The sequence below is a fragment of the Pseudoalteromonas sp. T1lg10 genome, assembly GCF_002964545.1.
GTDB lineage: Bacteria > Pseudomonadota > Gammaproteobacteria > Enterobacterales > Alteromonadaceae > Pseudoalteromonas.
In genome coordinates this window covers 34,835-55,351 of the sequence record NZ_PQBV01000002.1, presented here as the reverse complement: position 1 = coordinate 55,351, position 20,517 = coordinate 34,835, and the positions used below count along the sequence as shown (strand labels likewise).

Sequence of the window (20,517 nt, the reverse complement as noted above, 5' to 3'; positions counted from 1 at the left end):
ATTAAACCCGACTGATAATGCGCTTAGTATATCTTACTATGCTGATTGCTGTTGCTCGTTGCCTGACCAAATGGCTTTATTAAATTCGCCCAATAACTCAATAATGGGTTGCTCAAATAACTTAGTGGCGCGTTTTACACCGCCTAAACGCTGTTTGAAAATACCTTCGTTGAGGTTTGATTCATCCACTATGATATTAGCTTTCATCTGTGCTGCGATGGTTTCGAGCCATTCTCGCTGTGGCTTTTTCCAGGGCTGACTTGATAGTATTTTGTCGAGTGCCCTATCAACACGTTGCTCGTAAGGAACAAGTGCTTCACCGATAGCCGCTTGGCGGATAAAGCCGATAATACGTGCTGCGATGTCTTCGTTTTTAACCTCTTTCCACGCTACTTTTAAGTCTTCTTCTCTGAATTCATTTTTCTCTAATTCGAGTGCCAGTTCTTTTAGGCTGTCTCGTGTTAGCTCCCAAGGGCGTGTAATGACCGTTTGAATCGCTACCATGCGGTTACTGTTGGCATTGATGAATTGATTAAATGATGAAAGGTAGTCTTCTGGCTTTTGACCACTGCCATACCCTGTTGACGTGTCTATAACTTCATCAGAGTGCGACGATATAACAATTTTGTTATTACTACCCGTACCTGAGATTTTCATATCAAGTAGCTCGCCAAGTCCTGGGTGCTTAACAAACCAGTCAGCGACATCGCTCAACTTCATTTCTTTTAGCTCAGCAGCAAACTCTTTTGGCGGTTTGCCAACAATACGCTCGAAGTCTTGGTTTTGGCTTGATGACAAATAGTTCTTTTTACTTTGCAACTTAGCTAAAAACTGGTCTTTGGCTAATTGCTGCAAGCTTGGATCTGCACTTTGAGTTATTTCTGTTTCAAGCTCACTAAAGGTGATATCTACTTTAGTAACTACAGGCTTCATGGTATTTACTTTCTCAAGTTGCTTGTAGATATCTACCGCATCGAAAATGCGAAAACGTTCCTTGGCTATATCATCACAACGACGAGTGGCACGACCAAGCATTTGTTCAAACAAAATACGGCTGTTAACACGACGTAAGAATACAAGATTACAAATTGCGGGGACGTCTACGCCTGTTGTAAGCAAATCAACGGTTACAGCAATATTGGGTAATCTGTCGTTTTTATAGCGGCGTATTTTTTCGAGTGGTTTATCCGAAGCGCCTGTTATTTTTTGGATCATGTCATCATCGACTTCACCGTGATACGCTTCACAAGCTTCTTTAAGCGCTTCAACTACTTCGTCAGCATGTTTATCTGTTACGCAAAAAATCAAAGACTTTTCGGGTGAGTATGGGTCAAGTGAATCACTTTCTATCAGCCATTTACACACGGCTTTAGTGAATTCAGGTGCTATGACTTTGCGATTAAACTGGGCAACGTCAAAGTTAAGCTCATCAGGCGTATTGATTAAATCCAACTGCTGAGTTTTAGGGTCGTAAACCTGCACTTCTTCGTTTATTTGATAGTTAATACCGTCCGAATTTAATTTTGTATGAATGCGCGTAGGAGGTAAGTGGTCAACTAAGTGACCATCAATAACCGCCTCGGTATAACTATAGGTAAATACAGGATCACCAAAAATTTCCTTAGTATGAAGTGCAGGCGTGGCTGTTAAACCCACTTTAAACGCATCAAAGTATTCAATAACCGCACGATACTTTGACATATAGTCTTTTTGGTCACGGAATTTTATTTCTGTGTCGCTAAGCTCTCTGTCCAGTAGGTAACCTCGGTGACATTCGTCAACAACAATACAGTCATACTGACCTACACCTGGCTTGGCACCATCGTCACTTGGGTACATGATGCGTTTAACTAAGCCTTGCACGGTAGCGATATGAACTTTTGTATCTTCTTCTGGATTAGGTTTTGGTGACTTATCTTGTTCTATACCTAACACTTCAAACGTATCGGCAAACGTGTTTAGGTTTTCCATTCGCACTTCGCCAAAGTCAGTTGTAGCTTGCTCGCCCAACGCGCTTCGGTCAACTAAAAATAGAATACGACGGAACCTTTCTGCTTTTAGCAATCGATAAACTAATGCAATACAGGTTTTTGTTTTCCCTGTGCCTGTTGCCATCGCCACCATTGCGCGGTCTTTGCCGCCTTTAATGGCTTGCTCAACATTTAAAATGGCTTGCTTTTGATATGGACGAAGAATTAGCTCATACTCAAATCCCATGTCGTCAAGCTCAGCGTTGGCCTGCTGTGGCGTTTGGCGAAGATAGGTTTTAACCTCTTGCGGCGAATACCAGCCTTTTAATGCTTTACGACGATTAGTTGTGTCGCGCACATCTAAAAACCAAATCCCACTTTCTTGCTCTAACTGCTTAAGGTAAGCGCGGCCATTGGTTGCAAAGGTAAGGGGAACATTAAATTCACCATATTGTGATGTTTGAACATCTTCTGGTAATTGCTCTACACCACTGGCATAGCGTTTTGCTTGGTCAATTGCACCATAAACATTTTTGGCTGTTTTCTTTGCCTCAATCACACCAACCAAAGTCATACCAATAAACAAAGCATAATCAGCAGGGCCTGATTTGGTCGGCCACTCTGCAATGGCTTTGTTTTTATTCTGCTCAGGGCGAGACCCTTTTGAATAGCGCAGATTTTCTGTGTCGGCTTCCCAACCTGCATCAACGAGTTGCTGATCAATAACAACGCGTGTTTCAGCTTCATCCATCTCGAATGGCGATTTTTCAATGCGCTTAAGTTCTGCTGCTTGCTCTTCTTTAGTTTTAGTGACAAAAGTTTGGAAGTATTCAATGTTAGCAGCATCCATTTTTGCTCGATACTCGGCTAATTTTGCTTCATGCTCTTCAGCTAACTTTTCCCAAACAGCACGGTCTGCTGCCATTCTCTGCGCACGTTCACGCTCAGCTTTTGCCTTTTCAGCTTCCATTCGGCTTAGTTCTTCAGCCGTTTTTAAACGCTCGTCTGTTCGTTGTGACTCAGTATGCAACCTTGAAACTAGCTCTTCTAACCGACGGACATATTCTGAAGGGTCTTGTGGCTTTATAAATTTTTTAATTTTAAAGCCTTTTGCACTTTCACCACCGAAAGTAATGTGGAACCACATCGAAAGAGCATGACCAACCATCAACGATTTAAGTGCATCGCGGTGACTATTACTATCAAAGGTATGGGTTGCTGTGTTCCCCAGCTTACGAATGGTATGAAAAGCATCGCGGACGTTGTCATCAAGGCGAAGTTTATAATCTATATCTCGGAGTAGATCGATTTGTTTAACATTACTACCAGCTTCAACACCTATACGTGCAGCAATAGCTTGAGCAATTGCTTCACCAAGCTGACGCATTTTAATAAGAGAGGTGTTGGGGTCGGGTGAAAAGTTTCTTTCAGCACTTTCGGCTAGTTTAAAAAGCCAATCATGATGTTTTATTAGAAAATCGAAGTTGCTCGTTTGATCCATCTTTAGTCCTTTACTTTATATACTCCGAGGCAAACACTTGTAATGCGCTTTACGACAACATAAGTGCTCTGAAAAATTAGCATTTTTTATACCAGTTGTCAGTATCAAAACGCTCTTCTAGGCAATGATTGCTAGGACTATTTCGCTTTCTATTGATATCAGATATTGGTCGGATATTTGGAGCATTTTTACTTAATTATGGTATCTAATTGGTCTCTTATATTTCAGGCAAAAAAATAGCGCCATAAGGCGCTAATTTTTATATGGTTCTTTATTAGAACGGCATTTTGAAGCCAGGAGGTAGATTCATACCACCGGTTACTTCTGACATGCGTTTTTGGCTTTCTTCGGCTACACGACGTACGGCGTCGTTACAGGCCGCGGCAAGCAAGTCTTCAATCATGTCCTTGTCGTCTTCCATCAAGCTCTCATCTAGCTCAACGCGACGTACATTGTGGCTACCCAGCATGGTTACTTTAACCAGGCCGGCACCGGCTTCACCTGTTACTTCTAAGTTTGCGATTTCTTCTTGGGCTTTTTGCATGCGCTCTTGCATCATCTGCGCTTGCTTCATCATGTTACCCATTCCACCTTTAAACATAGTGTTCTCTCTTCATTTAAATCTATGCTGGCAAAGATAAGGCCAGCGAGGAAAAATTACAATGGCTGCACCGAGTTTTCATCAAGGTTCGCCGAAAATTGCGTCATTAAGCGCTGCACATTGTGATCGCTGTGCATGGCCTCCACCGCCTGTTGCAAACGCTGGGCGTCGAGCGCTTCTTGGATCAGTTTCGGTGTACCCGCTACCTCGGGGCTAAAATCTATATGCAATTCGATGGGCTCGCCCAGTTGCTCGCTAAAACACTGCACCAAGCGTTCGCGCAACGCCGGGCCATCCAGGTGTTGCTGACTGGCGTCGACCTGCAAAAACACCTGATTTTGTTCCTTACGGTAGCAGCTTTGCAAAGCAAACTGACGGGTACGCCCACCTAAATTCATCTCGTCTATTAAGGCCGCCCAGGCATCTTGCTGATGGGCGAATTTAATGTCGCTGATACTGCTGGTAAAGCCCTCAGGCACAGGGATCACCAAAGGCTGCTCTTGCGCCTCGGCATTTGTCACCGGTGCCTGCAATTGTTGCAACAGCTCGGGGGCCAGCTTTTGCGGGTCCGGCTGATGCCTGTCAAGCAGGCGCTGCGCCGGCGTTTGCTTACGCTTGGCCGCTTCTAGCTGTTGCTGTTGCTGTTGCTGTTGCTGTTGCTGAGCAGGCTCTGCCGTGGCAACTGCGGGGGCAACTACAGTTGCTACTGAGGTATCAAAATAACTTGGTGATGCGCTTAGTTCGGCCCGCTCACCCCGGGCCGCTGCCTTTTTTAGGTCATCGCCGCCTTGGGTCACTTCATGGCGGCTTTGCGCCCTTTGGCCAGCTGCGGCTGCAGGCGCAGGCGTTGCCGAAGGCGTTGCCAGCTTACGGTTTTGCAGAATACGGGCGATGGCCGATTGAGTTTGCTCTTCCAAGGCATGCAGCTGCTCGGCCGGCGCCGCCTGACCTTGACTGTCCTGCTCTGGACTTACTGGCTGCATTTGCTCAATGCTTACTGACTGCATCTGCTCAATGTGGGGTTGCGCTTGCACTTGGTCTTGTTCTTGAACAGCACCCTGAGGTGCTTGCTCTAACGCTGCTTGGTGCTGGAACCCAGGCTCTGCTGTATTAGGCTGCACTGGCTCGCCGCCCTGATAACCTAACTCTTGAGCCTGTTGTAGCACGGCATCAAATTGCGCCGCCGCTTCTTGCTCCTGCGCCACTTCCTCATCCATTTCTACAGTGGGTGCAGAGGATGCAGAAGGTACTTCAGGTGCAGCGACCGGCGCTGTCGCAGGTGTAGCCACGGGTGTCGCCACAAGTGCGGACACAGGCTCTGGCTTAGCAGCTTTTGGCGCTGAAGCCAGCTCATTATTATTACGCGCCAGCATGGCACGCAAATTAGCCGCTTGCTCTTGTCCCGAGGCCTTAGGGCTGGCCATTTCGGCCAAATTCGCTGGCGCTGTTGGCATGGAGGCCAAGGCCGCCGGCTCGAAGGCCAATAAACGTAACATCAGCATTTCAAAGCCCACCTGTGGTGAGCTGCTCCATTGCAAATCACGTTTACCGCTTAACAGCAGTTGATACAGAGTATGAATATGCTGAGGGTCGGCGCTGCTGGCCGCCGCACTTACGTATTCGGCGTCGCGCTCGCTAAGCGCCGCGGCGCTGGGCACCAACTGAGTCAGCTGAATGCTATGCATCAGGTTTAATAAGTCATCCAGCACCGCAACATAATTTGGGTTGCGCTGCGCTAAGGCTCGGGTTTGCTGCATCAGCTCGGCGCCATCGTGCAGAAGCACGGCACTCAGTAGCTGCTGGGCAAAACGCACATCCATCAGGCCAAGCATGTCTTTGACCGCTTCTTCCACCAGCTGCCCATTGGTTTGGGCTATGGCTTGGTCGGTCAGGCTTAAGGCATCGCGCATACTACCATCGGCAGCCTTAGCCAATACAGCCAGTGCCGAGTCTTCGTAATGGATTTGTTCCTGGCCAAGAATATGCTGCAGCTGGGTGCTGATCTGCGGTACAGATAAGGCGCTTAGATTAAACTGCAAACAGCGAGATAAGATGGTTACCGGTAATTTTTGCGGATCGGTCGTCGCCAGCAGGAACTTCACATGTTCGGGGGGCTCTTCCAACGTCTTTAACAGCGCGTTAAAGCTGTGTTTGGAAAGCATGTGCACCTCATCGATAAGGTACACCTTAAATTGACCTCGTGTTGGTGCATATTGCACGTTATCGAGGATTTCCCGCGTGTCTTCAACCTTGGTGCGCGATGCCGCATCGATTTCGATAAGATCTATGTACTTACCCGCTTCGATATCTAAGCAGGTGCTACATTGGCCGCAGGGCTGAGCGGAAATGCCCTGCTCACAGTTCAGGCTCTTGGCAAAGATACGGGCGATGGTGGTTTTACCTACGCCTCGCGTCCCGGTAAACAAATAGGCATGGTGCAGACGCTGCTCATTTAGCGCGTTAACCAAAGCTTGTTTAACATGGTCTTGACCAACAAGTTGGTGAAAGGTTTGCGGTCGCCATTTCCTGGCCAGAACCTGATAGCTCATTGCTTAATCGCCTTCGAATTCGACTAGTTTAAATACGTCAATTCCCTGTTGGCGCACGCGTTGCTCACCACCTAAATCAGGTAAGGAGACAACAAAGGCAGCATGTGTTGCTTCGCCGCCAAGCTTGGCAACGAGTTTAGCGGTGGCTTCAATGGTGCCGCCAGTTGCTAATAAATCATCAACTAACAATACCTTATCACCGGCCACTATGGCGTCTTGGTGCAGCTCCAGGGTATCTTCACCATATTCTAACTGGTAGCTTTGTGCAATGACCGCACGAGGTAATTTGCCCGGCTTACGCACCGGAATAAAAGGCACACCTAACACATAAGCCAAAGGTGCGGCAAAGATAAAGCCACGAGATTCGGTACCAATGATCTTGGTAAAGCCCAGGTCTTTATACTTATTCACCATGTGATCTATGGTCAGTTGTAATGCCTTGGGGTCGGCTAACAGGCTGGTAACGTCACGGAACATAATGCCCGGTTTAGGATAATCGGCAACCGTGGCAATGGATTGCTTGATGTAATCAAGATCAGCAGCGCTCATAACTCATTTCATGTTTTGTTTTGTTTAGCGCTGCATTATATACCCAAACGATTTGAAGATACATGCTTGGGCGCTATCACAGGGGGTTCAATACACGGGGGGATAATGTGCCGGCGAGCCCCTTTTTAGTTGCTTTAACACAATGTGAAAAACAAAAAAGCCACCTGGCTAGCAAGTAGCGAGGTGGCTCAAACACGGAAGTATTTAATTACAGAGCAGCAAAAACCGCGTCTGTTTTGGCCGCACAGATGAAATCATTCTTGTGCAAACCTTTAATAGAGTGTGACCACCAAGTGATGGTTACCTTGCCCCACTCGGTCAGAAGACCTGGGTGGTGACCTTCTTCTTCAGCCATGGCGCCTACTAGATTAGTGAACTCTAGTGCTTGCTTGAAGTTTTTGAACTTAAATACACGCTCAAGCTGCATAATGCCATCACGTACTTCAGGCACCCACTCAGGGATATCTCTGATCAATACTGCCAATTCATCATCTGACACCTTAGGCGCATCCGCACGACACGCTTCACATTTTTGTGCGCTTAATTCAGACATTACTAATTCCTTAACTTGCTAATTTTTCTTTAGGGGGAAATTTTGGCTCAAACAAGCCTAATTCTTTTGCTTTAGCTACTAACGCCATTAAATCCATTTGAGAAATATCAAATAAATCATGGATAGAGTTAATGGTGTAGTAAACAGGTTGCATAATATCGATTCTGTAAGGCGTGCGCAGCACATCCTGTACATTCATTGGGTTAATTTCCGGCTCATCACCGTAAACATACTGAGTCTCACCCGGGCTCGATAAGATACCGCCACCGTAAATACGCAGACCTTTTTCGGTTTGCATTAGACCAAACTCAACGGTAAACCAGTATAGACGCGCAAGATATACGCGGTCTTTTTTATCCGCCGCATAGCCTAGCTGGCCGTATTTATGAGTAAACTCGGCAAAATCCGGGTTGGTCAGCATGGCGCAGTGACCAAAGATCTCGTGGAAAATATCCGGCTCTTGCAGATAGTCGAACTCTTCACGGGTACGAATAAAGGTCGCTACCGGGAATTGCTTGTTGGCCAACAGGCGGAAAAACTCATCAAAGTCGATAAGCGCTGGTACAGGGGCAACCTGCCAGCCGGTTTCACGCTCTAGTACTTCGTTCAGCTCATGCAACTGCGGAATACGATCATGTGGCAGGTTAATTTTCTTTAAACCTTCCAGGTACTCATCACACGCCTTGCCTTCGATACAGGCCAGTTGACGCTCAACCAGTTCTGCCCAAATTTGGTTTTCTTCATCGCTCCAGTGGATCACGCCGTTTTCATCGGGTGTCTTGGAAACATACTTGCTTGACTTAGCCATAATAACCTTTGCATCTTCGACCAACCGCGCACCTAAATACGCCATTGGCAGCTAATCTGTGTTAACCAGATACTAAGTAAAAGTACGAAAATTTGTAATAGATGGAGTCGATATGGGTTTTGGGCAAACCCATAAATACGTAAAGATATAAATACACCCTAGTTTCGAAAAATAAACACCCCTTTATTTTAAAGGGGTGCACAATAAATACGTGTAACGTTTTTGATACAGGCGATTTTAAATGGACGCCAAGCCCATTTCTAAATCCGCAATAATTTCATTAACATCTTCAAGACCAATGGAAATGCGTACCAGGCCATCGCTTATCCCGGCGGCGCGGCGCTGCTCAGGCTCATAGGTGGAGTGTGTCATCGAGGCCGGATGCTGTATCAGGGTTTCGGTGTCACCTAAACTCACGGCCAAGGTGCAAAGCTCAAGCGAATTAATAAAGGTCTCCGTCTTTTCTAACGAGGCTTTAAGCTCAAATGCAATCACCCCGCCTGCGTCTTTCATCTGCGTGCCGATAAAAGCATGGCCGGGGTCCCCTGCCAGACCTGGGTAATACACCTTTTCAATTTTTTCGTGAGCGGCCAAATACTCGGCCACCTTATGTGCCCCTTGGCAATGCGCCTGCATGCGTACCGACAGGGTTTTTAAACCACGCAGGATCAACCAGGCGTCGAACGGGCTCATGGTCGCACCTATGTCCTTAAGCACGGTAAATTTTATGGTTTCTATATGCTCGGCGCTGCCACATACCAAGCCTGCCACTACATCGCCATGACCATTTAGGTATTTTGTGGCGCTGTGTACTACTAAATCCGCACCCAAGGTGGCCGGTTTTTGCAACAACGGGGTCAAGAAGGTGTTATCAACAACGCTTATCAACTGATGCATTTTGGCAAAAGCACAGATCTGCTCAAGATCATACACCCTCATATTCGGGTTAGCCGGGGTTTCCAGAAATACCATTTTAGTGTTCGGTCGGCGCGCCGCCTTAATGGCGTCCAGATCACTGAAATCGACAAAGGTCACTTCTACGCCATAGCGAGTGAGCAGATGACTGAATAAGGCATAGGTGCAGCCATACACTGTGCTGGAGGCGATCAGGTGATCGCCGGCGCTTAAAAAGCTCATGACCGCCGCCGAAACCGCGCCCATACCCGTGGCACAGGCCGCTGCATCTTCACATTGTTCAAGTGCCGCCAGTCGCTCTTCCAGTTCACGTACCGTGGGGTTGCCCAGGCGCGAATAAATATAACCCGCTTCTTCACCGGCAAAGCGTGCGGCCCCTTGCGCTGTATTGTCGAAAACAAAAGTAGAGGTTTGGTATAAGGGCGCGGCCAGCGCCCTGTGAGGATCCTGTCGACCTTGCTCGCTGTGGATGCAAAGGGTTTGGTCTGTGTATGTGTGTTTGCTCATAATGCACCTTTTTTCTTTTAAAATAGGGGCATAATTGTTTGAAAAACAAGCACGCTAGCCGCTTGGACGGCCAGCTAACACCATTTTAGGGCCAAAAAAGCGTCAACCTTAGTTGACGTTTTTTTGCTCTTCATTATTTTGCTTATCGGCGCGAGCCAGACGACTGGCCAAACTTTTCACCGTGGCCCTAAGCAGTGAAGGTTTGGCTTCAAGCCGCGGTAAGGGACGACAGAGCTCCATGGTTTTATAGCCGATGCGTGCGGTGAGCACGCCGGCACTGAGGCCCTGCGCCGCCCGAGTCGACAACACGCTCAACAACTTGCCGCCAAAGGCAGTGGCGGCCATATCTGCGAGCATTTCGGTGGAGCCTACAAACAGCATCTGCTTAAGCAAACTGCGGTATAAACGCACCCGGCTCATATAACCGAGCGCCAGGCCATAGTTATTCGCCAAGGTATCCACAAGCTTTAAACCGCGCCACAGCACCGCCAGCATATCGACTACGGCTAAAGGGCTGACCGACACCAGCACAGCAGACTCCACCGCATAACGATTGATCAACTGCTTAGCTTGTTGGTCCTGACTGACCAACAAGGTATCACGATATAAGATCATCACCTCGCGGTCGCTTAAATGATCGCCAATGCGGGCCTTAAAAGTTTCAAATTCTGGGTGGGTTTGAATTTGATTCACACTTTGTAGCCAGGGCAAAGCCTGCCCTATTTGCTCGCTCTCGAGCAAACGCTCGGCCTGCTGCTGATGATGTTGGTTGACCTTTAAACGCTTTAAATTCACCAGTTCACGCCATAACAAGCGCCCCATTAATAGCACAGCCAAGGCGATCACGGCGCTGTATAAGGCGCCTAACCACCATGCGGTGGCAAAGCTGGCCATAATGCTTAGCCCGGTCTCCACCAGGATTAAACTCAGCAGTAAAAATACGAATAAGCGTTTTAACAAGGAGCCCTTGCGGCCCTTGATTGTCGTTTCAATACTTTGTTCAAGCTCAGACTCATCACCAAACACAGCTTCTTCATCACTGATTGGTGCCTGCTCGGTGCGCGCCACTATCTGTGCACCTTTTAGTTCTTCTGCGACCTGCTTAGGGCCTTGCTCTTGTATGCGGCGTCCGGCGCTCAACTTTACTTCGTCGCTCATCGCAGCTTATCTCCCAATAAAAATTCTAAGGCATGGTCGAGGCGCATATGACGCAACTTGCCGTCATTGCCAGGCAGCGGCGCAAAATCAATATAATCAAAACCTTGCTTTGGCCACTGGCCTTCGCTTAGACGATGCCTCGGCGGTTGCGGTGGTAAATAGGTGAGCCAGTTTCCTTCATTCAAGGGTTTACCGTAAATACAGTGCAGATCACGCCCTTGCTCGCTCACCATCTTGCTTTGGGTGGCACACACCCCGGCCATGGCCATGGTGTCCACTTCAACTCCGGCAAAGGCAAGCTCGTTGGCCTTGGCCTTTACTAAGTCATGAAGCAGCAAGGCTAAATCCTGATGGTAATTAACCCCCACCTGATCCGCCTTATTGGCCACAAACAACAGCTTATCTATATTGGGGCGGAACAAGCGTCGCAACAGGTTGCTTTTACCGTATTCGAAAAACGCCAGTAGCTCGGTAATGGCTTCGGCCTGCTCGGCAAAAATGTCCGGACCGAGTTTTAATGCCTGAAGTAAATCCACCAGCACCACCTGGCGGTCAAAACGGCAGAAATAGTCCTTATAAAACGGCTTAACCACCTGATTTTTATAGGCCTCAAAGCGCGCTTCCAACTGCTTGTACTGGGTGTTTTCGCCCTGTAGATCCGGCGTTGGGCATGGGAAAAAAGCCAACAGCGGCGCCCCTTCCAGTTCACCTGGAATAAGCATGCGCCCGGGCTGCAAATTGGCGGCATGGGCATGGGCCTTTATGGCCGTAAGCGTCTGCTTATATTCATTGCTGAGCGCCTTAAGCTGCCCCTCGTCCACCTGAGCCTGACTATCAAAGTCAGCCAGTTGCGCTAAAAAAGCCTCGCTATGGACGCGACGCACTCTGGAATCGAGCATGGTGAGCTGACGTTCACTCCAGGTGGCGTAATCCATGTTCAACATGGGTAAGTCCATTAACCATTCGCCGGGGTAATCGATTAAATCTATGGTCAGGGTTGCGGTGTCGCCAAGTTGCGCCCGCAGCCCGCGTTCGGGACGATAGCGCATGGCCAAGCGCAATGTATTAATGCGCTTGGTGGATTGTGGCCATTGTGGTGGCTCCTGAGTAATGCTTTCAATCGCATGACGATAGCCAAAGGTTGGAATATTCAGCGCTTTTTGTGGCACCTGGGCGGTCGCTATATGGCGTCCTTCACGCATAACGCGAAAAAACGGCAGGTTTTTATCATTGGCCTGCTCGCTTAAATGATGTACCAAGGCGGTAATAAACGCAGTTTTTCCGCTGCCTGACAGGCCGGTCACCGCCAGTGTGATATGACCATCAAGGGTGCGCTGCAGTGTTTTCTTAGCTTTATCTTTAAGTGTGTCAAGGCGAGAGTAGGACAAATTAGCTCCTTTATCCTTATAACAATAAAAGGATAAGCCGACGGGGTCAGCTTATCCATTGGGCAGGATGGGATTATTAGAGTTTGTTTATTTCTCGGCTCACCGTAAAGGTTGGCGAGGTCACATGGGTTTCCATACGTTGAATACGTGTATCCAAATCCGTCATAAACTCTTTTAAATCTTTCAGTGCCCTGCGCGGCGGCTCACCCTTTTGCCACACCTTGGCTTTTACTTCGCCCACATGTGCCGCTTTCTGGGCTTCACCTTTGGTATCCTCGGCAGGTTTGATGTCAAGAATAAACCAGGCGGCAATATAGGCGACGACAGGCAGTGAGCCACCGGAAAGCAGTACGGCGGTCACAAAAATAATGCGTACCAGCCACAGCTCGATATTAAAGTAGTCGCTGAGCCCCGCACACACCCCGGCTAATTTACCGCGTTTGGGGTCGCGATAGAGTTCGCGTTTAGTGCTCATACCTTATTCCTCCACTGCGGAGATTCCTGATCGAGCAAGGTTTCCAGCGTATGAATACGCTCGGCCATTTTTTCGGCCTTATGCGCCAGCTCATTCAATTGACGATGCTCGTGTTCGCTCAAACCCTGGCTTACTTGCTTTTTACTGCGGTAGTGCAGAATAAGCCACAGCGGCGCCACGAATATCATAAATATAACTATGGGGGGCATTAATAACTCTAAATCAAACATCTTCCTCTCCTGCCTGTTGCTTCGGCGTATTATAAGTGTGGGCGTAGCCGTGAAACTTGTCGAGCTCGCCCACTAATCATTGTTATTCTGCTTTGTCACTTTTACCCATTTTCGCTTTAAGCGCCGACAATTCGTCGTCGATCTTCTCATCTTTTTCCAACTGTTCAATCTCGTCGGATAGTGACTTTTGACCTAGCTCGTAAGACTCAACCTGGGCTTCTAAACCGTCGATTTTAGTTTCGTAACGCTCAAACTTATCAAGGGCATCCTGCACCTTGTTACCATCAAGGGTTTTCTTCACATCAAGGCGCGATTGCACCGAGCGCTGACGTAAAATAATGGCTTTTTGACGGGCCTTGGCATCGCTTAGCTTTTCCTGCAAGGTGCTGATCTCTTGCTGTAGCTTATTGATGTGCTCTTCAACGTGCTCCATCTCGCGCTCTAAAGCCACTTGGGCTTCCGCCGCCTTGTTCTTTTCGATAAGCGCAGCACGAGCCAGGTCTTCACGGTCTTTCGACAGCGCCAGCTCGGCTTTTTCCTGCCACTGCTCAACCTGTTTGTTCAGTGTTTCTAAACGACGGCTAAGGTCTTTCTTTTCCGCCAGTGTTTTTGCCGAAGTAGAACGCACCTCAACCAAGGTGTCTTCCATTTCCTGAATGATCAGGCGTACCATCTTTTCAGGATCTTCAGCCTTGTCTAAAATGGCATTGATATTCGAATTAACGATATCTGCAAAACGTGAGAAAATTCCCATAATCTTATACCTCAAATGTAGAAGTCTTCGTTGACTACTCTAGGTGGTATCAAGTAGCTTGCCAACTTTAAAATAACTTAATAAAGCCATATTTTTCATTTAGTTATACCACTTTTAACAAACCTCTTCCTAATCGTCAAATAATGAAATACACTAAGCTTTAGCAAATATTACTAAGAGTTAGTGTAAATGAGTCAGTTTAGTAAAAATGACAATCTACTCGGCCAATCAGACAGTTTTTTATCCGTACTCGATCAGGTTTCACAACTGGCGCCGCTGGATAAGCCCGTACTGGTTATTGGTGAACGCGGTACAGGTAAAGAGCTGATCGCCGCCCGTTTGCACTACCTCTCGCGCCGTTGGGATCAAAACTATGTCAGCCTGAACTGCGCGGCTTTAAATGAAAACCTGCTTGAAAGCGAGCTTTTCGGCCATGAAAGCGGTGCCTTTACCGGCGCCAGCAAACGTCATGAAGGCCGTTTCGAGCGCGCCAATGGTGGCACCCTGTTCCTCGATGAACTCGCCAATACCCCCGCCGCGGTGCAGGAAAAACTACTGCGCGTTATTGAATATGGTGAGTTTGAACGAGTCGGTGGCCGCGCGCCTATCAAGGTCGACACCCGGTTAATATGTGCCACCAATGAAGACTTGCCCAGCCTGGCCGAGAGCGGGCACTTTCGCCATGACCTGCTCGACCGTCTGGCCTTTGATGTGATCACCTTGCCGCCGCTACGTGAGCGCCAGGAAGATATACTGCTATTGGCAGAGCACTTCGCCATCAACATGGCCCGCAACCTAGGCTGGGAGCTTTTCAGCGGCTTTACCACCCGCGCCAAACAAGCTCTGTTGGAATATCACTGGCCCGGTAATGTGCGCGAATTGAAAAATGTTATCGAGCGCAGTCTTTATCGCCACGGCAGTGAAGACCTGGCGGTACACAGCATACATCTCGACCCTTTTGCCAGTCCATTTCGACCGCAAGCCTCGAGTAACCGTAAAGCTGCTATGCCCTTATCAAGCGCTCACGAGCAAACACCAAGTTCTGATGTTCCAGCCGCGGCAACTGCATCGAGCAGCCCGACCCTGCCTGGCTTTAGCTTCCCGTGCGATCTAAAGCAGCTATCCGCCGAATACGAAACCGAACTGTTGCGCCAAGCGCTTAAATTTAGTCAATTTAATCAAAAGAAAACTGCACAAATGCTCGGATTAACGTATCATCAACTGAGAGGATATTTAAAGAAATACAATTTGCTTGATTCGCAGCAAAAACAAGAGGCTTAGCCCGTGTATAAATGGTTGTTAGGCACAGTGGCGGTGGTTCTCGCCGGGTGCCAAAATGAAGATGCCCGCTATGCGCCCATAGAAGGCATGGTGTACTGCGCCGAAGCCAACCCGGTGTCGTTTAACCCCCAGGTGACCACCTCAGGCTCCACCATAGACCTCATTTCCAAACAACTGTACAACCGCTTGCTGCGTATCGACCCGGTCACCGGAGAGTTTATTCCCGAGCTCGCCACCAGTTGGCAAATCAACAAAGATGGCACAGAAATCACCTTTAAACTGCGTGAAGATGTGCAGTTTCACACCACCGCCTATTTTACGCCAACACGCCTGTTTAACGCCGATGATGTGGTTTTCTCCTTTAATCGTTTATTCGATGTTTATAACCCCTATCACTTTGTCGGTGAAGCCAATTACCCATATTTTCAAAGTGTTGGTTTAGATCAATTGATCCGCAATATTCGCAAAGATTCAGAATATCAGGTGACCTTTGAGCTTTTTAACGCCGAGAGCAGCTTTTTAGCCAACCTGGCCACCGATTTTGCCGCCATCACCTCGCGGGAATATGCCATGAAGCTGATGGAAAGCGAGCGTATGGAGCTGTTTGATCAGTATCCGGTGGGCACAGGTCCCTTTGTTTATCGCGAGTTTCAACGGGACCGCTTTATTCGCTATTACAGCCACCCGGATTACTGGGAGCATCAGGTGAACCTCGACCAGCTGGTGTTCGATATCACCCCCAACGGTACCACGCGCATCGTTAAGCTATTGACCAAGGAATGCGATGTTACTCCGCACCCCAGCGCCACTCAGCTCGATGTATTACGCGAGCGCAGCGACATAGACGTGCAGCAACAGGATAATTTAAACATCGGCTATTGGGCCTTTAACACTGAGCGCGTGCCCTTTAACGACCCCGATGTGCGCCGCGCCCTTGCCCACGCCATTAATGTCGATAAAATCATGCAGGCGGTGTATTACGGCCAGGGTGTTAAAGCCACTTCTATGTTGCCGCCCATCAGCTGGGCCTATCAGGAACAAAACAACCTGCCCGAATACAATCCGGACAAGGCCCGGGAGCTGCTGGCCGAAGCCGGTTATGAAAATGGCTTTGAAATGAGTATTTGGGCCATGCCGGTAAGTCGAATCTACAACCCTAACGCCCGCAAAATGGCGGAGCTGATGCAAAGCGACCTGCGCGAGGTGGGTATTAAGGTGCGTATCGTCGAATACGAATGGAACACCTTTTTGCAGCGCGTTGATGAGCATCGCCACGACAGCGTGCTATTAGGCTGGGCTGCCGACACTCCGGATCCGGATAACTTCTTTAGTCCCTTACTCAGTTGCGCCGCCACCTTCAGCGGTAAAAACCCGGCCAACTGGTGTAACCCGGAATTCGACTTTTTACTCACCCAGGCCCTGGCCACCACAGATCAAGCCCAGCGCAAGGCATTTTATGTTAAGGCGCAGCAAATGATCGCCGAGCAGCTGCCGTTGCTGCCTCTGGCCCACGGTAAACGCTCACAGGCTAATGATGCGAATATTCAAGGCATTACCCTGAGCCCCTTTGGCGGTATTTCCCTAGCCCACGCGAGTAAAATGCCATGATATTAGAGTTTGCCATTCGCCGCTTTTCCTTGCTGCTATTTATGCTCTTTACCTTGAGCCTGTTCACCTTTTCCCTGGGCTATTTGTTTCCCGGCGAGCCACTGACCAATTTCAGTGGTATAGAAACCGCGGGCTTTTCACAAAGTGCCGAGCTACGCGCCAAGTATCACCTCGATGAGGGCTATATCAGCCAGTACCTGGCCTTTGTCGGGCGTATTTTACAGGGAGACTGGGGCTTGTCTTTTGCCTCGGGGGATTCGGTTTTTAGCCATGTGCTCACCCTGGCACCGGCCACCTTTGAGCTTGCCGTGTATGCGTTATTGGTATCTGTTATCGTTGGCGTGCCCGCCGGTATTCTCGCGGCGCTGTCGCAGGGGCGTTGGCCCGATAAACTGATCAGCGGCATCACCCTAGTGGGTTATTCGGTGCCTATATTTTGGTTAGCGCTTTTGTTGATCATGATGTTTTGCCTGCAACTAGGTCTGTTCCCCATGTCTGGGCGCATCAGCTTGTTGTACGAAATACCCGCCAGCACTCACTTTATACTTCTCGATGTAATGATCGCCGGTTTTCCCTATGGCGGTCAGGCCTTTGCCGATGCTCTGCATCACCTGGCGCTGCCAACCTTGGTGCTGGCCACCTACCCAACCACGGTATTGGTGCGTTTTACCCGCGATTCCATGCTTAATGTGCTGGAGCAAAATTACATTAAAACCGCTCGCGCCAAAGGTCTTAGCCGCCGCCAGTTGATCATGCACCATGCCTTGCGCAATGCCTTGCTGCCGGTAATTAAACAAATCGGTTTGCAGTTTAGCGCCTTGATCACCTTGGCGATGATCACCGAAGTAATTTTCTCCTGGCCGGGCATAGGCCGTTGGCTTATCGACAGCATTTATCAGCGTGACTTCCCCGCTATTCAGGGTGGCCTGTTAGCCATTTCGGTGTTTATTATTTTTGCGACTATTTTCACCGAGTTACTCTACACCCTGCTCGACCCGATCTCACGGAATCAAGCGCATGGCAAACTTTAAATTATTTACTGAGCAATCCAATATCTCGCCGCTTTCAAGACTGTGGCGTAGGTTTAGGGCCAATCACGTTTCCCTGGTCGGCCTATGGTTGTTCTTGGCGCTGACTGTGTTAGCCGCCACCGCCCCCTTGTTAGCGCCTTATGGTATCAATGAGCAGCACGCCGATGCGCTGCTGATCCCGCCCTCCTGGCACGAAGATGGCGATGTACGCTTTATTCTCGGCACCGATGACTTGGGTCGCGATGTACTTTCCCGATTGATGAACGGTGCTACCTACACCTTTGGTTTATCCATAGTGGCGGCGCTGATGGCCACCCTGGTCGGCGTGCTGGTGGGCACGGTTGCGGGGATCAGCCGCGGACTGCGAGCCAGTTTTTTAAATCACCTGCTTGATATCACCTTGTCTATCCCCTCGCTGCTGCTGGCTATTATTATTATCGCCATTCTCGGTCCGGGTTTGATGAATACCGTCTGGGCCATTATTTTTGCATTGCTGCCACAGTTTATTCACTCGGTTCGAAATCTGGTGGTGGAAGAGCTGAGCAAGGACTATATCAGTGCCTTTCGTTTGGACGGTGCCAACCGTTGGCAAATTTTGGTGCGCGGTATTTTCCCCAATATTTACGAGCACATAGTGGTTATCTTCACCATGGCCTTGTCGCTGGCTATTTTAGATATTGCCGCCTTAGGTTTTCTAAAACTCGGCGCCCAACCCCCAACCGCGGAATGGGGCGCAATTTTGGCGGAAAACCTCGGCTTAATTTATCTGGCGCCTTGGACCGTAGCCCTACCGGGGATCTTGTTATTCTTGGCCGTGCTGTCCACCAACCTGGTTGGTGATGGCCTGCGCAATGTGCTTAAAGAGCGACGGGCGGACTGATGCAGTTACTTGATATTCGCAACCTCACCATAGAACTAAAGACCTCGAACTCCATTATTCGTGTGGTCGACGGTGTGAACTTCAGCCTTAAAGAAGGTGAAGTGCATGCCCTTATTGGTGAGTCCGGCTCGGGGAAAAGCCTAATCGCCAAAGCCCTGGTAGGTGCCTTAAACCAACGCTGGGAAGTGCGTGCAGACCGTATGCATTGGCGCGGCGTGGATCTAATGCGGCTGTCCGATGAAAAGCGCCGTAAGCTGGTAAGCCAAGACCTGGCAATGATCTATCAGGAGCCGAGTCGCTGCCTCGACCCGACGGCAAAAATCAGCGATCAGCTCGAAGAAAGTATTCCCGAAGCGGATTACAGCGGCAATATTTTCCAACGTCGCCGCGCAAAGAAAAAACGGGTGCGCGCCCTTTTACATAAGGTGGGGATCAAGGAGCACTCCAAGGTACTGTCCAGCTACCCCCATGAGCTCTCCGAAGGCATATGTCAAAAGGTGATGATCGCCATGGCCATCGCCCGCTCACCGCGCTTACTTATTGCCGATGAGCCGACCACGGCACTCGATAGCACCACGCGGGCTCAGGTATTCAGACTGTTAAAAAGCTTAAACCAGCTGAAAAACATGTCCATCTTGATGATCTCCCATGAACTAGAAGAGCTCACCGATTGGACTCATGGCATAAACGTACTTTATTGCGGCCAGATGGTAGAAGCAGGGCCGACCGAGCAAGTATTTGCCCATCCGCGCCACCCCTATACCAAGGCGCTGTTACAAAGCCTGCCCGACTACGATATTGCACTGGGCCATAAACAGCCGCTGTATGCCCTAAAAGGCACCATACCTACCTTGCAGCACCTTCCCATAGGTTGTCGTCTGGGTCCTCGTTGTCCCAACGCACAAAAAGCCTGTGTGGTAACGCCCAAGCTGGAAAAAGAGCAGGGCCACAGTTATGCCTGCCATTTTCCACTGCATAAGCAGGAGCAAGACTGATGCAACCACTCCTAAAAGTGCAAGCACTGAATAAGCTGATCAATGTCCGAGCCGGTTTGCTTAACCGTAAAAAGGTGGCCCTGCTCAAGGATATCTCCTTTTGCATTGGTCTGGGCGAAACCCTGGCAGTAATAGGTGAAACCGGAGCCGGTAAAAGTACCCTGGCCAAGGTATTGGCCGGCGCCGATGAATTCAGTAGCGGGCAAATTATTCTCGAAAGTGAGTTAATTAAGGATGGTCCCAAACATTTAGGCGATAGCAGTGCCATCCGCCTGATATTTCAAGACCCGACCACCTCGCTAAATCCGGCACTGACCATAGAGGAAACCCTGGACGATTGTCTGCGCTTTAACACGGATTTAAGCGCTGCCGAGCGTCTGGAAAAAATCAAACAAACCTTGTCTAAGGTTGGCCTGCTGGTCGAGCACCGTCATTATTATCCGCATATGTTTTCCGGTGGTCAGCTACAACGGGTGGCCCTGGCAAGAGCTCTGATCCTGGACCCTAAGGTCTTGGTACTTGATGAAGCTCTCTCTTCCTTAGACCCTTCGGTACGAGCGCAAACGGTGAATCTATTGCTGGAGCTGCAGCGCGAGACGGGATTAAGTTATGTGCTGATCACCCACCACCTAAGTCTGGTAAAGCATATGAGCGACCAGGTGATGGTGCTGGATCATGGCGAAATCGTCGAGTACGGTAACACCCAGGAGATATTCGCCAATCCGCAATCGAAAACCTGTCAACGCCTACTAACCTGCTAACCT

General features: G+C 49.0%; 18 protein-coding genes. 6 read left to right on the top strand and 12 right to left on the bottom strand.

Annotation, left to right across the window (positions count from 1 at the left end; all coding sequences use genetic code 11):
* Nucleotides 1-36: 36 nt before the first annotated feature.
* From hsdR to pspA, 12 genes are all read right to left on the bottom strand, one after another.
* Complete coding sequence (hsdR, locus tag C2M17_RS01670; RefSeq protein WP_105199149.1) at nucleotides 37-3,471, bottom strand: type I restriction-modification system endonuclease; 3,435 nt, start codon at nucleotides 3,469-3,471, stop codon at nucleotides 37-39.
* A 274-nt stretch (nucleotides 3,472-3,745) separates the two neighbouring features.
* The gene (locus C2M17_RS01665; RefSeq protein WP_105199148.1) at nucleotides 3,746-4,072 is read right to left on the bottom strand and encodes a YbaB/EbfC family nucleoid-associated protein; all 327 of its coding nucleotides are present in this window, start codon (nucleotides 4,070-4,072) and stop codon (nucleotides 3,746-3,748) included.
* Between the two features lie 56 nt (nucleotides 4,073-4,128).
* Nucleotides 4,129-6,621: a DNA polymerase III subunit gamma/tau gene (dnaX, locus tag C2M17_RS01660; protein ID WP_105199147.1), complete on the bottom strand. Its 2,493-nt coding sequence runs from the start codon at nucleotides 6,619-6,621 to the stop codon at nucleotides 4,129-4,131.
* 3 nt (nucleotides 6,622-6,624) lie between these two features.
* Nucleotides 6,625-7,170 carry an adenine phosphoribosyltransferase gene (gene apt / locus C2M17_RS01655; RefSeq protein WP_105199146.1) on the bottom strand — a complete coding sequence of 182 codons (546 nt, stop codon included), beginning with the start codon at nucleotides 7,168-7,170 and terminating at the stop codon, nucleotides 6,625-6,627.
* Nucleotides 7,171-7,378: 208 nt separating this feature from the next.
* Nucleotides 7,379-7,723 carry a 4a-hydroxytetrahydrobiopterin dehydratase gene (locus C2M17_RS01650; RefSeq protein ID WP_105199145.1) on the bottom strand — a complete coding sequence of 115 codons (345 nt, stop codon included), beginning with the start codon at nucleotides 7,721-7,723 and terminating at the stop codon, nucleotides 7,379-7,381.
* A 10-nt stretch (nucleotides 7,724-7,733) separates the two neighbouring features.
* On the bottom strand, nucleotides 7,734-8,531 hold the full coding sequence (phhA, locus tag C2M17_RS01645) for a phenylalanine 4-monooxygenase (protein WP_105199247.1): 798 nt from the start codon (nucleotides 8,529-8,531) through the stop codon (nucleotides 7,734-7,736).
* Between the two features lie 237 nt (nucleotides 8,532-8,768).
* The gene (megL, locus tag C2M17_RS01640; protein WP_105199144.1) at nucleotides 8,769-9,953 is read right to left on the bottom strand and encodes a methionine gamma-lyase; all 1,185 of its coding nucleotides are present in this window, start codon (nucleotides 9,951-9,953) and stop codon (nucleotides 8,769-8,771) included.
* Nucleotides 9,954-10,061: 108 nt separating this feature from the next.
* On the bottom strand, nucleotides 10,062-11,111 hold the full coding sequence (locus C2M17_RS01635; RefSeq protein ID WP_105199143.1) for a TIGR01620 family protein: 1,050 nt from the start codon (nucleotides 11,109-11,111) through the stop codon (nucleotides 10,062-10,064).
* The gene (locus C2M17_RS01630) at nucleotides 11,108-12,499 is read right to left on the bottom strand and encodes a YcjX family protein (RefSeq protein WP_105199142.1); all 1,392 of its coding nucleotides are present in this window, start codon (nucleotides 12,497-12,499) and stop codon (nucleotides 11,108-11,110) included. The genes C2M17_RS01635 and C2M17_RS01630 overlap by 4 nt, the downstream gene beginning before the upstream one ends.
* A 76-nt stretch (nucleotides 12,500-12,575) precedes the next feature.
* Complete coding sequence (gene pspC / locus C2M17_RS01625; protein ID WP_105199141.1) at nucleotides 12,576-12,974, bottom strand: envelope stress response membrane protein PspC; 399 nt, start codon at nucleotides 12,972-12,974, stop codon at nucleotides 12,576-12,578.
* Nucleotides 12,971-13,204, bottom strand: coding sequence for an envelope stress response membrane protein PspB (gene pspB / locus C2M17_RS01620; protein ID WP_105199140.1), 234 nt, complete (start codon nucleotides 13,202-13,204; stop codon nucleotides 12,971-12,973). Before pspB ends, pspC begins: the two co-directional genes overlap by 4 nt.
* A gap of 82 nt (nucleotides 13,205-13,286) precedes the next feature.
* The gene (gene pspA / locus C2M17_RS01615) at nucleotides 13,287-13,958 is read right to left on the bottom strand and encodes a phage shock protein PspA (RefSeq protein ID WP_105199139.1); all 672 of its coding nucleotides are present in this window, start codon (nucleotides 13,956-13,958) and stop codon (nucleotides 13,287-13,289) included.
* Between the two features lie 189 nt (nucleotides 13,959-14,147).
* Here pspA and pspF point away from each other — a divergent pair, with 189 nt between their 5' ends.
* From pspF to C2M17_RS01585, 6 genes are read left to right on the top strand one after another with little or no spacing between them, the layout of a single operon-like run.
* On the top strand, nucleotides 14,148-15,239 hold the full coding sequence (gene pspF / locus C2M17_RS01610) for a phage shock protein operon transcriptional activator (RefSeq protein ID WP_105199138.1): 1,092 nt from the start codon (nucleotides 14,148-14,150) through the stop codon (nucleotides 15,237-15,239).
* Nucleotides 15,240-15,242: 3 nt separating this feature from the next.
* On the top strand, nucleotides 15,243-16,847 hold the full coding sequence (locus C2M17_RS01605) for an ABC transporter substrate-binding protein (protein WP_105199137.1): 1,605 nt from the start codon (nucleotides 15,243-15,245) through the stop codon (nucleotides 16,845-16,847).
* Nucleotides 16,844-17,878: an ABC transporter permease gene (locus tag C2M17_RS01600; RefSeq protein ID WP_105199136.1), complete on the top strand. Its 1,035-nt coding sequence runs from the start codon at nucleotides 16,844-16,846 to the stop codon at nucleotides 17,876-17,878. The genes C2M17_RS01605 and C2M17_RS01600 overlap by 4 nt, the downstream gene beginning before the upstream one ends.
* Nucleotides 17,865-18,758 (top strand): ABC transporter permease subunit, encoded by an 894-nt coding sequence (locus C2M17_RS01595; protein ID WP_105199135.1) that lies wholly within the window; start codon nucleotides 17,865-17,867, stop codon nucleotides 18,756-18,758. The genes C2M17_RS01600 and C2M17_RS01595 overlap by 14 nt, the downstream gene beginning before the upstream one ends.
* Entirely contained in the window at nucleotides 18,758-19,753 is a 996-nt protein-coding gene (locus C2M17_RS01590) for an oligopeptide/dipeptide ABC transporter ATP-binding protein (protein ID WP_105199134.1), read from the top strand. Before C2M17_RS01595 ends, C2M17_RS01590 begins: the two co-directional genes overlap by 1 nt.
* Nucleotides 19,753-20,514 (top strand): ATP-binding cassette domain-containing protein, encoded by a 762-nt coding sequence (locus C2M17_RS01585; RefSeq protein ID WP_105199133.1) that lies wholly within the window; start codon nucleotides 19,753-19,755, stop codon nucleotides 20,512-20,514. Before C2M17_RS01590 ends, C2M17_RS01585 begins: the two co-directional genes overlap by 1 nt.
* The last annotated feature ends 3 nt before the right edge of the window (nucleotides 20,515-20,517 follow it).

Coding starts and splice junctions, on each gene's coding strand:
- hsdR (WP_105199149.1), bottom strand. CDS start 3,471: ATGGATCAAACGAGCAACTTCGATTTTCTAATAAAACATCATGATTGG.
- C2M17_RS01665 (WP_105199148.1), bottom strand. CDS start 4,072: ATGTTTAAAGGTGGAATGGGTAACATGATGAAGCAAGCGCAGATGATG.
- dnaX (WP_105199147.1), bottom strand. CDS start 6,621: ATGAGCTATCAGGTTCTGGCCAGGAAATGGCGACCGCAAACCTTTCAC.
- apt (WP_105199146.1), bottom strand. CDS start 7,170: ATGAGCGCTGCTGATCTTGATTACATCAAGCAATCCATTGCCACGGTT.
- C2M17_RS01650 (WP_105199145.1), bottom strand. CDS start 7,723: ATGTCTGAATTAAGCGCACAAAAATGTGAAGCGTGTCGTGCGGATGCG.
- phhA (WP_105199247.1), bottom strand. CDS start 8,531: ATGGCTAAGTCAAGCAAGTATGTTTCCAAGACACCCGATGAAAACGGC.
- megL (WP_105199144.1), bottom strand. CDS start 9,953: ATGAGCAAACACACATACACAGACCAAACCCTTTGCATCCACAGCGAG.
- C2M17_RS01635 (WP_105199143.1), bottom strand. CDS start 11,111: ATGAGCGACGAAGTAAAGTTGAGCGCCGGACGCCGCATACAAGAGCAA.
- pspC (WP_105199141.1), bottom strand. CDS start 12,974: ATGAGCACTAAACGCGAACTCTATCGCGACCCCAAACGCGGTAAATTA.
- pspB (WP_105199140.1), bottom strand. CDS start 13,204: ATGTTTGATTTAGAGTTATTAATGCCCCCCATAGTTATATTTATGATA.
- pspA (WP_105199139.1), bottom strand. CDS start 13,958: ATGGGAATTTTCTCACGTTTTGCAGATATCGTTAATTCGAATATCAAT.
- pspF (WP_105199138.1), top strand. CDS start 14,148: ATGAGTCAGTTTAGTAAAAATGACAATCTACTCGGCCAATCAGACAGT.
- C2M17_RS01600 (WP_105199136.1), top strand. CDS start 16,844: ATGATATTAGAGTTTGCCATTCGCCGCTTTTCCTTGCTGCTATTTATG.
- C2M17_RS01595 (WP_105199135.1), top strand. CDS start 17,865: ATGGCAAACTTTAAATTATTTACTGAGCAATCCAATATCTCGCCGCTT.
- C2M17_RS01590 (WP_105199134.1), top strand. CDS start 18,758: ATGCAGTTACTTGATATTCGCAACCTCACCATAGAACTAAAGACCTCG.
- C2M17_RS01585 (WP_105199133.1), top strand. CDS start 19,753: ATGCAACCACTCCTAAAAGTGCAAGCACTGAATAAGCTGATCAATGTC.